The 13375-nt window shown below is 72.6% G+C and carries 9 protein-coding genes and 1 pseudogene; 9 read left to right on the plus strand and 1 reads right to left on the minus strand.

The window, feature by feature from the left end:
* The first annotated feature begins 367 nt into the window (after positions 1-367).
* The 5 genes from ACWDSL_RS46995 (at position 368) to narI (ending at position 8513) form a co-directional block, all read left to right on the plus strand.
* On the plus strand, positions 368-1405 hold the full coding sequence (locus ACWDSL_RS46995; RefSeq protein ID WP_450495069.1) for a tellurite resistance/C4-dicarboxylate transporter family protein: 1038 nt from the start codon (positions 368-370) through the stop codon (positions 1403-1405).
* A 314-nt stretch (positions 1406-1719) separates the two neighbouring features.
* On the plus strand, positions 1720-5430 hold the full coding sequence (locus ACWDSL_RS47000) for a nitrate reductase subunit alpha (protein WP_450495071.1): 3711 nt from the start codon (positions 1720-1722) through the stop codon (positions 5428-5430).
* 1 nt (position 5431) lies between these two features.
* Complete coding sequence (narH, locus tag ACWDSL_RS47005) at positions 5432-7093, plus strand: nitrate reductase subunit beta (RefSeq protein WP_450495072.1); 1662 nt, start codon at positions 5432-5434, stop codon at positions 7091-7093.
* A gap of 5 nt (positions 7094-7098) precedes the next feature.
* Positions 7099-7755, plus strand: a complete 657-nt coding sequence (narJ, locus tag ACWDSL_RS47010) for a nitrate reductase molybdenum cofactor assembly chaperone (RefSeq protein ID WP_450495074.1) — start codon at positions 7099-7101, stop codon at positions 7753-7755.
* Positions 7752-8513: a respiratory nitrate reductase subunit gamma gene (narI, locus tag ACWDSL_RS47015; RefSeq protein ID WP_450495076.1), complete on the plus strand. Its 762-nt coding sequence runs from the start codon at positions 7752-7754 to the stop codon at positions 8511-8513. The genes narJ and narI overlap by 4 nt, the downstream gene beginning before the upstream one ends.
* On the opposite strand, the gene ACWDSL_RS47020 is transcribed toward narI, so the two are convergent.
* Positions 8455-9006, minus strand: a complete 552-nt coding sequence (locus ACWDSL_RS47020) for a MarR family winged helix-turn-helix transcriptional regulator (protein ID WP_450495077.1) — start codon at positions 9004-9006, stop codon at positions 8455-8457. The two genes, narI and ACWDSL_RS47020, sit on opposite strands and share 59 nt — an antisense overlap.
* Before the next feature lie 334 nt (positions 9007-9340).
* On the opposite strand from ACWDSL_RS47020, the gene ACWDSL_RS47025 reads away from it, so the two are divergent.
* The 4 genes and pseudogenes from ACWDSL_RS47025 to ACWDSL_RS47040 all read left to right on the plus strand — a co-directional run.
* Positions 9341-10756: a pyridoxal phosphate-dependent decarboxylase family protein gene (locus tag ACWDSL_RS47025; RefSeq protein ID WP_450495079.1), complete on the plus strand. Its 1416-nt coding sequence runs from the start codon at positions 9341-9343 to the stop codon at positions 10754-10756.
* Positions 10753-12207 (plus strand): lysine N(6)-hydroxylase/L-ornithine N(5)-oxygenase family protein, encoded by a 1455-nt coding sequence (locus ACWDSL_RS47030; RefSeq protein WP_450495081.1) that lies wholly within the window; start codon positions 10753-10755, stop codon positions 12205-12207. The genes ACWDSL_RS47025 and ACWDSL_RS47030 overlap by 4 nt, the downstream gene beginning before the upstream one ends.
* Positions 12207-12662, plus strand: coding sequence for an NUDIX hydrolase (locus ACWDSL_RS47035; protein ID WP_450495083.1), 456 nt, complete (start codon positions 12207-12209; stop codon positions 12660-12662). Before ACWDSL_RS47030 ends, ACWDSL_RS47035 begins: the two co-directional genes overlap by 1 nt.
* Positions 12663-12810: 148 nt before the next feature.
* Positions 12811-13293, plus strand: a pseudogene (locus tag ACWDSL_RS47040) (SIMPL domain-containing protein); the annotation flags it as partial.
* Positions 13294-13375: the final 82 nt, after the last annotated feature.

Below are 13375 nucleotides of genomic sequence, written 5' to 3' on the forward strand. Positions count from 1 at the left end.
TCCCTCCCCGACGCTCTTCCGATCTGCCCGGGGTCGCCGCCCGGGGTCGCCGCCCGGGGACGTCGCCCCCGTCGGCGCGCCGCCCCCCGCCGCACGCCCCCTTCCGCCACCCCACGCCCCCTTCCGAGGGGGCGTTCACCTGTTCGCGGCCCTGTTCGCGACACCCGTTCGCGCCGTGCGATACCCGCCGGGGTGGCCGGATGCCCCGGTGGGTATCGCGTATCTCTGCGTAGCGCCAAGCAATCACCAAGACGGCGTGGCCAGATCATGGGATGTCTTTGGCCGAACACACCCCCATCGAGATCCCGCCCGGCGGAACCCCCGCGTCGGCGCGCCGGGCCGGTGGCAGCCTCCTGGCGTGATGTGGATGAAACGTGTGCGGGCGGACCGGGAGCTGCGGCCCGGCGGTTTCGCGCCGGTGATGGCGACCGGCATCGTCTCGCAGGGGGTCCGCGCCGCGGGGGCGCGATGGGTGTCGGACGGGCTGCTCGCGGTGGCCCTGGCGATGTACGGGCTGCTGCTGGTGGCCTGGGCGGGGCGGGTGACCGGGCACCGGCGGGAGGTGGCGGCGCAGCTGAGGGACCCGGCGAAGGTGTTCGGGTTCTTCACCTTCGTCGCGGGCTCCGATGTGCTCGCCACCCGGCTGGCGGCCGGGCCGTGGCGGCCGGCCGCGGCGATTCTGCTGGCCGTGGCCCTGCCCGTATGGCTGGCGCTGATGTGGTGCGCGGCGCGGGTGGTGCGCGCGCTCGGGCCCGGCGGCGTGCTGCGGCATGTCGACGGCAGCTGGTTTCTGTGCGTGGTGGGCCTCCAGTCCGTGGTGCTGGCCGGCGCCGCGCTGGAGCCCCACCGGGCCCTGGCGGCGAAGGAGACCGGCTGGGCCCTCGGGCTGGCGCTCTATGTCGTGGTGGCCGCGGCGGTGGCGGGCCGGCTGGTACGCCTCGGCGTACGGCCGCAGGAGCTGTCGCCGCCGTACTGGATCACGATGGGCGCCTGCGCGATCAGCCTGCTGGCCGGCGCCCGGCTCGTTCCGCAGGGGCTCGACTCCTCGCCCCCCGGGGACGTCGTCGCGGGGTTTCTCCTGGTCATATGGGGCTGGATGACCTGTCTGCTGCCGGTGCTGCTGGCCGCCGGGGTCTGGCGGCACGGGGTGCACCGGGTCTCGCTCGGCTATGAGCCGACGTGGTGGACGATCGTCTTCCCGCTGGGCATGTACGCCGTGTCCACGGCCGCCCTGGGCACCGCAGAGGGGCCGCACCGGCTGGTTCCCATGGGGCATGTGATGGCCTGGGCTGCCTCTGGGGCATGGGCCATGGTCATGTTCGGCGCGTTGGGCGGCCGGGGTTTTGGCCAGAAAAAGAGGTCAAGAGATGGCAACGCCCGCCGTACGGCGCCGCCAGGGCGATGAGCGGGCCGCGCCGGACCGATCAGCCAGGGCAGTTTGATGCCTCGTCAACTTCCGGCAACTTTTGCCTTGTGGGCAAGTCATACGCCTGAGGCAAGCATTGCAAAGTGCAAGAAAAAAGCGTTTCAGGTGATGCTAAATGGCTGAAAGCGGTCAGACGGTGTGGCTGATACGCGAGCAATGCTGTGGCGCGAACGCAAGCAGGTCACCTCCGCCGCCGGGGGAAGCGGCAGGTGACCTGGCCCCCCACCCAGAGGAGTTGTTCGTCCGTGGCGCGTCGCACAACACGATCGGCGGCCGAGTCAGCCGCGTCAGCGGTGACCGAGCGCCTCCTGCGGGCCGGGGCGTCCCTCAGGCGCACCCCGACCACCCGGGACCTGCGGGCCGTGTACCGGACCGACCAGGCGGTGGAGGACTCCCCGTACCGGGAGCGCTGGGCCCACGACAAGGTGGTGCGCTCCACGCACGGCGTGAACTGCACCGGCTCCTGCTCCTGGAAGGTGTACGTCAAGGACGGGCTGATCACCTGGGAGACCCAGCAGACCGACTACCCCTCGGTCGGCCCGGACCGGCCGGAGTACGAGCCCCGCGGCTGCCCGCGCGGCGCCGCCTTCTCCTGGTACACCTACTCACCCACCCGGGTGCGCTATCCGCACGCCCGCGGCGTACTGGTCGAGCTCTACCGGGAGGCCAAGGCGAGGCTCGGCGACCCGGTGGCCGCCTGGGCGGAGATCACCGGCGACCCGGACAAGCGCCACCGCTACCAGTCGGCCCGCGGCAAGGGCGGGCTGGTCCGCATCACCTGGGACGAGGCGCTGGAGATCGCGGCCGCCGCCCATGTGCACACCCTTCAGGCATACGGCCCGGACCGGATCGCCGGCTTCTCCCCGATCCCCGCCATGTCCATGGCCTCGCACGCCGTCGGCGCCCGCTTCATGTCGCTGATCGGCGCGCCGATGATCTCCTTCTACGACTGGTACGCGGATCTGCCCATCGCCTCCCCCCAGGTGTTCGGCGACCAGACCGACGTCCCCGAGTCGGGCGACTGGTGGGACGCCGCCTATCTGATGCTGTGGGGCTCCAACGTCCCCGTCACCCGCACCCCCGACGCCCACTGGATGGCCGAGGCCCGCTACCGGGGCCAGAAGGTGGTGGTGGTCTCCCCGGACTACGCGGACGCCACCAAGTTCGCCGACGAGTGGCTGCACCCCCACCCCGGCACCGACGGCGCGGTCGCCATGGCGATGGGACACGTCATCCTCAAGGAGTTCTTCGCCGAGCGCGAGGTCCCCTACTTCACCGACTACGTCAGGCGCTTCACCGATCTGCCCTTCCTGGTCGACCTGGTCGAGCGGGAAGGGCGGGAGCCGTCCGGACACCGCGTCCCCGGCAAGTTCCTCACCGCCGCCGACCTGGAGGAGACCGACCCGGGCCTGGCCGCCCACGCCGACGAGGCGGCCCGGCGCTGGATGCCGGTGCTCTACGACACCCGGACCGACCGCCCGGTCGTCCCCGGCGGCACCCTGGGCGACCGGTGGAGCAAGGGCGGCGAGGGCCGCTGGAACCTGGACCTGGGCGACATCACCCCCCGGCTGACCTTCCACCAGACCACCGGAGCCGTCGAGACCGCCCTGGTCGAGCTGCCCCGCTTCGATACGCCCGGCGCCACCGTACGGCGCTCCGTCCCCGTACGGCGGCTCGGCGGACGGCTGGTCACCACGGTCTTCGACCTGCTCATGGCCCAGTACGCGGTGGGCCGCCCCGGCCTTACGGGACAGTGGCCGACCGGCTACGACGACGCCACGGTGCCCGGCACCCCCGCCTGGCAGGAGGCCATCACCTCCGTACCGGCCGCCGCCGTGATCCGCGCGGCCCGCGAATTCGCGGGCACCGCCGAGAAGAGCAACGGGCGCTGCATGATCGTGATGGGCGCCGGCACCAACCACTGGTTCCACTCCGACACCATCTACCGCTCGTTCCTCACCCTGCTGCTCCTCACCGGCTGCCAGGGCGTCAACGGCGGAGGCTGGGCGCACTACGTGGGCCAGGAGAAGGTGCGGCCCTTCACCGGCTGGCAGCAGCTGGCCACCGCCGCCGACTGGGTACGGCCCTCCCGGCAGATGGCCGGCACCCCGTACTGGTATCTGCACACCGACCAGTGGCGCTACGAACGGTACGGCGCCGACGCGCTGGCGTCCCCCACCGGCCGCGGCCTGTTCACCGGCCGCCACACCGCCGACCTGGTCGCCCAGTCCATGCGGCTCGGCTGGATGCCCTCGTACCCCACCTTCGCCGCCAACCCCCTCGACCTGGGCCGCCGGGCCAAGGAGAGCGGGCAGCCGGCGGGGGAGTGGATCGCCGGACAACTGGCCACCGGGCAGCTGGACTTCGCCTGCGAGGACCCGGACGCGCCGGAGAACTGGCCCCGTGTGCTGACCGTCTGGCGGGCCAACCTCATCGGGTCCTCCGCCAAGGGGAACGAGTACTTCCTGCGCCATCTGCTCGGTGCCCGCGACAACGCCACCGCCGAGGAGGCACCACCCGGCAACCGCCCGGCGGACGTGACCTGGCGCGATACGGCGCCGCGCGGAAAGCTCGACCTGCTGCTGGCGCTGGACTTCCGGATGACCTCCACCACGCTCTTCGCCGACCTCGTGCTGCCCGCCGCCACCTGGTACGAGAAGCACGACCTGTCCAGCACGGACATGCACCCGTACGTCCACGCCTTCACCCCGGCGATCATCCCGCCCTGGCAGGCCCGCACCGACTTCGAGATCTTCCACGGCCTCGCCCGCAAACTCAGCGAACTCGCCGCCGGACGCCTGGAGACCGCCCACGACCTGGTGGCCTGCGCCCTGATGCACGACACCCCCGGCGAGACCGCCCAGCCCGGCGGCACCGTACCGGACTGGCGCGACCCGGCGACCGGCACCGTGACCGGCGCCGAACCCGGCCGTAACCTCCCGGACTTCGCCCTCGTCGAACGCGACTACACCGCCGTCGCCGACCAGCTCGCCGCCTTCGGCCCGCTCGCCGAACAGCAGGGCATGAAGGTCAAGGGCGTGGGCGTCGACCCCACGCCGGAGGCCGCCTGGCTGGCGGACCGCTGCGGCACCGCCGTACGCGGCGCGGCCAAGGGACGGCCGCTGCTGGACACCGACACCAAGATGTGCGAGGCGATCCTCGCCCTCTCCGGCACCACCAACGGACGGGTCGCCGCCGAAGGGTTCCGGCAGCTCGCGGAGCGCTGCGGCCCGGCCTCGGGCCTCACCGAACTGGGCGCCTCGGTGGCCGAGCGCCGCGTGGTGTTCTCCGACACCCAGACCCGCCCGGTGCAGGTCGGCGCCAGCTTCGAATGGTCGGGCAAGGAGGCCCCCGACCGCCGCTACGCGCCGTTCACCATCAACACCGAACACCGCAAGCCCTGGCACACCCTCACCGGCCGCCAGCACTTCTACCTGGACCACGACTGGATGGCCGAACTCGGCGAACAACTGCCCGTCTACCGGCCCCCGCTGGACATGGCCGCCCTCGGCGAGGCCCCGCCACCCGGCACGAACGGCTCCGCCCGCTCCGTCACCGTCCGGTATGTCACCCCGCACTCCAAGTGGTCCATCCACTCCGAGTACCAGGAAAACCTGATCATGCAGACGCTGGCCCGCGGCGGCCCCGTCATCTGGCTCAGCGTCCCCGACGCCCAGTCCATCGGCGTGGCCGACAACGACTGGATCGAGGCGGTCAACGCCAACGGCGTCGTCGTCGCCAGGGCCGTGGTCTCCCACCGCATGCCCGAAGGCACCGTGTTCATGTATCACGTACAGGAACGCCTGGTGAACGTGCCCAAGTCCGAGACCACCGGCGGCCGGGGCGGCACCCACAACGCCCTCACCAAGCTGCTCATCAAGCCCACCCACCTCATCGGCGGCTACGCGCAGCTCTCCTTCGCGCCCAACTACTACGGACCGACCGGCAACCAGCGCGACGCGATCACCGTCATCCGGCGCCGGTCCCAGAACGTGGAGTACTGACATGCCCCGCCGCCGCCAGCCGTCCCGCCCCAGGGTGATGGCACAGGTCGCCATGGTCATGAACCTCGACAAGTGCATCGGCTGCCACACCTGCTCGGTCACCTGTAAACAGACCTGGACCAACCGGTCCGGCACCGAATACGTCTGGTTCAACAACGTCGAGACCCGCCCCGGCCAGGGGTATCCCCGCGGCTATGAGGACCAGGACAAGTGGAAGGGCGGCTGGCACCTGAAGAACGGCCGGCTCGTGCCGCGCACCGGCGGCCGCGCCCGCCGCCTCGCCCGCCTCTTCGCCAACCCCGAACTCCCCTCCCTCGACGACTACTACCAGCCCTGGACGTACGACTACGACAACCTCACCACCGCCCCCCTCGGCGAGGACCTGCCCACCGCCCCGCCCCGCTCCCTCATCGACGGCTGCCCCACCGCCGTCACCTGGGGCCCCAACTGGGACGACGACCTCGGCGGCGGCCCCGAACACCTCGCCGGCGACCCGGTACTCGCCAAGATGACCGAGAAGGTGCGGCTGGAGTACGAGCAGGCGTTCATGTTCTACCTGCCGCGCATCTGCGAACACTGCCTCAACCCCTCCTGCGTCGCCGTCTGCCCCTCCGGCGCGATGTACAAGCGGGTCGAGGACGGCATCGTCCTCGTCGACCAGGACCGCTGCCGCGGCTGGCGGATGTGCGTCAGCGGCTGCCCGTACAAGAAGGTCTACTTCAACCACCGCAGCGGCAAGGCCGAGAAGTGCACCTTCTGCTACCCGCGGATCGAGGCCGGCGAGCCCACCGTCTGCTCCGAGACCTGCGTGGGCCGGTTGCGCTACCTCGGCGTACTGCTCTACGACCCGGACAAGGTCGGCGAGGCCGCCTCAGTCCTCGACGAGAAGGACCTGTACGAGGCCCAGCTCGGCTGCTTCCTCGACCCCGACGACCCGGAAGTGGTCCGCGCCGCCGAGGAGTCCGGCATCCCGCACGACTGGATCGAGGCAGCCCGCCGCTCCCCGGTCCACGCGCTGATCACCCGGTACAAGGTGGCGCTGCCGCTGCACCCCGAATACCGCACCATGCCCATGGTCTGGTACATCCCCCCGCTCTCCCCGGTCGTCGACGCGCTCACCGCCACCGGCCACGACGGCGAGGAGCCCGCCAACCTCTTCGGCGCCATCGACGCCCTGCGCATCCCCGTCTCGTACCTCGCCGAACTGTTCACCGCCGGCGACCCGGAACCGGTCGAGGCCGCCCTGTGCCGGCTCGCCGCCATGCGCAGCCATATGCGGCGGAACAACCTCGGCGAGGACCAGGACCCCGCGATCGCCCGCGCGGTCGGCATGGACCAGGAGACCATCGAGGCCATGTACCGGCTGCTCGCCCTGGCCAAGTACGACGAGCGGTACGTCATCCCCACCGGCTACGCCGCGGGCTCCGGCCACGACGGGCCCACCGACACCTGCAGCCTCGATACGGACGGGCTGCCCGGGATGATGCCGGACGGCTTCCCCGGCGCCGACGACTTCCACGCCCCGCCGGTGCCCGCCCCCACCGGAGCCGGTGCCGGTGCCGATGCCGGGTCGGGGCTCGCCGGCCGGTTGAACCTGCTCAACTGGAACGGCCGCGGACGCCCCAGCGGACTGTTCCCGCGCCGCACCGAAGAGCAGGGATGACTTCCATGAGTCCGCTGACCCCGCCGAGCCCGGCGACCCCCGCCGTGCACCAGGCCGCCGCCCTCCTCCTCGGCTACCCCGACCGGCACTGGCCCGCCCGCCTGACCCTGGTACGGGACGCCCTCGGCGAGCTGACCGGCCCAGGCACCGCACCGCTGCTGCGGTTCTGCGCCGCCGTACGGGACATCCCCGTACTCGACCTGGCCGCCCGCTACGTCGTCACCTTCGACCGCAGCCGGCGGCGCACCCTGCACCTCACCTACTACACCGACGGCGACACCCGGCGCCGCGGCGGCTCGCTCGCCGACTGGAAGGCCCGCTACCGCGCCCACGGCTGGGCGCCCCCCGAGGACGAACTGCCCGACTATCTGCCCCTGGCCCTGGAGTTCGCCGCCCGCTGCCCCGCCCCGGGGACGCGGCTGCTGAGCGAACACCGCCCCGCCATCGAGCTGCTGAGGATGGCCCTGGCCGACCACGACAGCCCCTACGCCGATGTGCTGCGCGCCGTCTGCGACACCCTGCCCGGCGCCTCGCCCGCCGACCGCGCCACGGCCCTGGCGCTCGCCCGCGGCGGACCGCCCGCCGAAGCGGTCGGGCTGGCTCCTTTCTCCGCCGCCGCCCCCGAGCGCGCCGGCCATCTTCCGGGAGGAACTGGCCGATGAACCACCTCAACATCGCCCTGTGGGGTGTGCTGCCCTACCTCGTGCTCGTCCTCTTCGTCGCGGGCGCCGCCTGGCGCTACCACTACGACCGCTTCGGCTTCACCACCCGCTCAAGCCAACTGCACGAACACCGCCTGCTGAGCATCGGCGGCCCGCTCTTCCACTTCGGGCTGCTGTTCGTCGCCGCGGGCCATGTCGTCGGCCTGATCATCCCCGAATCGCTGACCGAGCGGCTGCGCGTCAGCGAAGGCCTCTACCACGCCAACGCGCTGCTCGTCGGCGGCACCGCGGGCCTGGCCACCGCCGCCGGCCTGGCGCTGCTGCTCTACCGGCGGCTGCGGGTGCCCGCCGTACGGGCGGCGACCAGCCGAAGCGACCGGGCCGTCTACCCCGTGCTCGCCGCCGTCCTGCTGGCCGGGCTCACCGCGACCGCCACGGGTGTGGGCGACGACGCCTACGACTACCGGCAGGGCGTATCCGTCTGGTTCCGCAGCCTGTTCACCCTCGACCCCAATGTCCCGGCCATGTCCCACGCGCCCCTCGTCTACCGGCTGCACGCCCTGCTGGGCCTGGCGCTGTTCGCGCTGTGGCCCTTCAGCCGGCTCGTCCACGCCTTCGCCGCCCCCCTCGGCTACCTGGTCAGGCCGTACGTCGTCTACCGCTCCCGCACCCCGGCCCGGCCGTACCGCCACCCGGCGCTCACCGGGCCGGACGGCGCGGACACACCTCCCCGGAAGCGGCGGCGAGCACATCACTGACCCGGGCGGGCCCGGCCCCGGACGGGCCCGCCGCACGCAGATCCGGCTCCTCCGCGACCGCGTTCAGCGCCCGCAGACCACGCGCAAGACCGGCCCGCGCCTCGGCGGGCAGCCGCTCCACCAGGACGGAGATCTCGGCGCGCCGGTACTCCAACACCCGCGCCACCACCTCCGCGCCCCGGTCGGTCACCCGCAGCACCACCTCCCGGCGGCTGTCCGGATTCACCCGCCGGTCCACCAGGCCCAGCGACTGCAGCCGGTCCACCGTCCGCAGGGCGGTGGACGGGTTGACCCCGAGCCCGGATGCCAGTGCCGCCAGCTTCGCGGGGCCACAGCTGTCCAGCACCACCAGGGCGCGCAGCTGCGTCGCCGTCAGCGTCTCGTCGATCGAGGCGAGCGCCCGCGCGGAGATCGCCACCAGGAGCCGCGAGGCGGCCATCATCGAGGCGATGAGCTCTTCGGTCAGGCCACTGTCGTCCGGCTGCCGGTCCACGTCGCCCCCTGGCCCGCTCGACGTCTCTCCCGGGCATCCTACGGAAGCCGGACCCGCGCTTCATCACGCCGCCGCGCCGTGTGTACGTCATCAGGCAGGCCGCCGCGATCAATTCACGCACCGGCACTACCACGTACGAGTGGATCTGTCGCGACGACAGGCCGAACCGCTTGTGCGCAAAGTACTTTAGGCCCCGAGTCCAGATGTTTCGCCTGTCCCGCGCCCCCGGTCCGCTCACCGAGGCCGTGAGACCCGCCCCCGGGCGGCCCGGCGCCGCTTTTGAGACATCGCCAGGACCGCTCCCCTGCCCGACCTCGAGACGAGGGGCACACCCATGCCTGTGCCCGCTTCCGCGACCGCCCGCCTCCTGGCCGGTGGTACCGAAGGCCCGCGCGCGCTCCGCCCGATGCTCGACACCGTCCTCGACGCCCTCGCCACCGGCGCCGCCGACCGCGGCGGCCCGCTCCCGCCCGGCGGCCCGAGGGCCGTCGCCCGTCGCGTACGGGCCGTGGCCGAACCCGTCCTCCCCACCGTCGGCACCGGCGCCCACCAGGCCCTGCACACCCTCGTCCGGGCCCTCGCCGCGGGCGCCGCCGACCCCGCCGAACCACACTGCACCGCCCATCTGCACTGCCCGCCCCTCGCCGTCGCGGCCGCCGCCGACCTCGCCGCCAGCGCCCTCAACCCGTCCCTCGACTCCTGGGACCAGGCCCCCGCCGCCGGCGAACTCGAAACGCTCACCTGCCGCGCCCTCGCCCGGCTCGTCCACCCCCACCGCCCGAACCCCGACGCCCTCGCCACCACCGGCGGCACCGAGGCCAACCAACTCGCCCTGCTGCTCGCCCGCGAGGCCGCCCGCACCGCGGGCGCCACCACCCCCCTGCGGATCGTCTGCGGCGCCAACGCCCACCACAGCGTCCACCGCGCCGCCTGGCTCCTCGACCTCCCCGCGCCCCTCACCATCCCCACCCCCACCGGCGTCCTCGACCCGGCCCGCCTCCACGACACCCTCGCCGAACTGCCCGGCCCACCCCACCCCGTACTCGTCGTCGCCACCGCGGGCACCACCGACACCGGCGCCATCGACCCCCTGCCGCCCATCGCCGACCTCTGCGACCGCCATGCGGCCACCCTCCACATCGACGCCGCGTACGGCGGGCCGCTCCTGTTCAGCGACACCCTCCGCACCCGGCTCCACGGCCTCGACCGGGCCCGTACCACCGCCCTCGACCTGCACAAACTCGGCTGGCAGCCCGCCGCGGCCGGCCTCCTCGCCGTCCCCGACAGCGCCGTCCTCGCCCCGCTCGCCCACCGCGCCGACTACCTCAACGCCCACGACGACACCGCCGCGGGCATCCCCGACCTCCTCGGCCGCTCCCTGCGCACCACCCGCCGCCCCGACATCCTCAAAATCGCCGTCACCCTGCGCGCCCTCGGTCGCCGCGGCCTCGGCGACCTGGTCGATCGAGCCTGCGCCGCCGCCCAGCACCTCGCCGACCTCATCGACTCCCGCCCCGGCCTCGACCTCTACGCCCGCCCCGCCATCAGCACCGTCCTCTTCCGGCCCGCCGGAGCCGACCCGGCCGCCGTCGCCGCCGTACGACGCCGTCTCCTGCGCGAGGGCCGGGCCGTCCTCGGCCGCGCCACCACCTGCGAAGGGCTCTGGCTCAAGGCCACCGTCCTCAACCCGCACACCCAGCCCAGCGACCTGCGGGCGCTGGTCGCACTCGTGGAAGGCAGCACCCCATGAGCACCGCCCAACCCCCCACCCCCGGCACCCCCGCTACCGCCGGACCCGAACAGCCCCTGGACCTCGCCGGCATCGGCATCGGACCGTTCAACCTCTCCCTGGCCGCCCTCGCCCACGGCATCCCCTGCCTGCGCACCGCCTTCTACGAACAGCGCCCCGCCTTCCACTGGCACCCCGGCCTCCTCATCGACGGCGCCAAGGTCCAGGTCCCCTTCCTCGCCGACCTCGTCACCCTCGCCAACCCCACCAGCCCCTGGACCTTCCTGAACTACCTCAAGGCCCACGAACGGCTCTTCCCCTTCTACAACGCCGAGCGCTTCCACATCGAACGCGCCGAATACGACGCCTACTGCCGCTGGGTCAGCCGCCACCTCCCCGGCCTCCACTTCGGCCACCAGATCGACGCCGTCCGCTGGAACCACGACCACCTCCTCTTCGAACTCGACTTCACCGAACTCGACGCCACCGGCGAGGCCCGCCACATGGGCCGCAGCTACGCCCGCGCCCTGGTCCTCGGCGTCGGCACCGAACCCCACGTCCCCGCGCCCCTGTGCCCCCTCGTCGACACCCCCGGCGTACCCGTCATCCACTCCGCCGACTACCTCGAACACCGCGAAGCGCTGCTGGCCACTGGCCATGTCACCGTCGTCGGCTCCGGCCAGTCCGGCGCCGAGGTCTTCCTCGACCTGCTCCGCAACCGGCCCCCGGGCGCCGAAGGACTCCACTGGCTCACCCGCACCCCCGCCTTCGCCCCCATGGAATACAGCAAGCTCGGCCTCGAACACTTCACCCCCGACTACGCCCGCTACTTCCACGCCCTGCCCGAATGCGTACGCGACCAACTGGTGCCCCGCCAATGGCAGCTCTACAAGGGCATCGCCCACGACACCATGACGGACATCCACGACGAGCTCTACCGCCGCACCCGGCACGGCGGCTGGCCCGACACCGTCCTCACCCCCGGCGTCACCGTCCGCACCGCCGGCCGCACCGCCGCCGCCCGCCTCGAACTCCACCTCGAACACGCCCAACAGGGCGCCCGCAGCCGCCACACCACCGAAGCCGTCGTCCTCGCCACCGGCTACCGCGAACGGCGCATCGACACCATCATCGCCGCCCTCGACCCCTACATCCGCCGCGACGCCCGCGAGCGCCCCCGCATCGACGAACACCACCGCATCGTCCTCGACCCCATCGTCAAGGGCCCCGTCTACATCCAGAACGCCCAGCGCCACGCCCACGGCGTCGGCGCCCCCGACCTCGGCCTCGCCGCCTGGCGCTCCGCCGTCATCCTCAACTCACTGACCACCGAACCCGTCTACCCCCTCCCGCTTCGCACCGCCTTCACCACCTTCGGCCTCCAGCCCACCCAGCCCGGCAGCGCCGCCGGACACCTCCCCGAACAGCGCGACAGCTTTCGATCATCCGACACCCAGGCCATCCTTGGGTGATGGCCAACAGACAACTCCGAGTCGCCGCCTACGCCGTCTGCATCCAGGACGGCAGAATCCTCCTCGCCCGATGGGTGGGCCCCGACAGCAAACAGTGGACGATGCCCGGCGGCGGCATCCGGCACGGCGAAGACCCGTACGACGCCGCCATCCGCGAGGTCGAGGAGGAGACCGGCTACACCGTCGAGATAGACGACCTCCTCGGCATCGACTCCGTCCACCACCGCTACGCCCGCCGCCGCGGCCGCGACGCGGACTTCCACGGCCTGCGCGTCGTCTACACCGCGCATATCGTCGGCGGGCAGCTGCGCAACGAGATCAACGGCTCCACCGACCAGGCCGCCTGGATCGAACTCGACCGCGTCGCCGAACTGCCCCGGGTCCCGCTCGTGGACATCGCCCTGTCGCTGCACCAGACACGGCCCGCCCAGGGCAGGGTCCAGACACCGGCCTGACGAGGCGGCTGCGACCGGCTCACGGACACCGGCCTGAACAACAGGGCCCACGGCAACAACCATCCCAAGAACCGCACCACCATCCCAAGAACCGCACCACCATCCCAAGAACCGCATCTCTCACCCGCCCGCAAGGAGCAGCCACCCCATGGACCACACCTCCCCGCAGTCCACGACCGCCCTGCCCTACGGCACCCCCGAAACCCCGCGCGTCGCGGTCCGCGGCGAGGCCCGCCTCGAAGTCGACCCCGAGATCGCCCGCCTCGGCATCACCGTCAGCGCACGCGGCAGCGACCGCCGCACCGCCCTCGAAGACCTCACCCGCCGCAACGCCCAGGTCCTCGACCTCGTGAAGTCATACGGCGAGGCGGTCGAGAAGCTGGAGACCGGCGCCTTCGCCATCACCCCGCAGCTCACCGCCAAGGGCCGTCACGAGCGCATACACGCCTACCACGGCCGCGTCCACCTCTCCGCCACCATCGCCGACTTCACCGCGCTCGGCGAGCTCAGCACCCGCCTCGCCGACCTGGAACTCACCCAGGTCATCGGCCCCTCCTGGGCCCTGCGCCCCGACTCGCCCGCCCACGCCGAGGCGCGCCGCCAGGCCGTACGGGAGGCCCGCCGCCGGTCCTGGTGGCCCCCGACGGCACGGTGAGCCCCGTCCAGGTGCCGGCCGGGCCGCCGCTGGGCGTCGGCGGGCTGCCCTTCGAGGC

This window comes from Streptomyces sp. NPDC000941 (assembly GCF_053599555.1).

Excerpts from the sequence above, each read along its gene's own strand:
- narI (WP_450495076.1), top strand. The coding sequence starts at position 7,752 with ATGAACCACCTCAACATCGCCCTGTGGGGTGTGCTGCCCTACCTCGTG.
- ACWDSL_RS47025 (WP_450495079.1), top strand. The coding sequence starts at position 9,341 with ATGCCTGTGCCCGCTTCCGCGACCGCCCGCCTCCTGGCCGGTGGTACC.
- narJ (WP_450495074.1), top strand. The coding sequence starts at position 7,099 with ATGAGTCCGCTGACCCCGCCGAGCCCGGCGACCCCCGCCGTGCACCAG.
- ACWDSL_RS46995 (WP_450495069.1), top strand. The coding sequence starts at position 368 with ATGAAACGTGTGCGGGCGGACCGGGAGCTGCGGCCCGGCGGTTTCGCG.
- ACWDSL_RS47035 (WP_450495083.1), top strand. The coding sequence starts at position 12,207 with ATGGCCAACAGACAACTCCGAGTCGCCGCCTACGCCGTCTGCATCCAG.
- ACWDSL_RS47030 (WP_450495081.1), top strand. The coding sequence starts at position 10,753 with ATGAGCACCGCCCAACCCCCCACCCCCGGCACCCCCGCTACCGCCGGA.
- narH (WP_450495072.1), top strand. The coding sequence starts at position 5,432 with ATGCCCCGCCGCCGCCAGCCGTCCCGCCCCAGGGTGATGGCACAGGTC.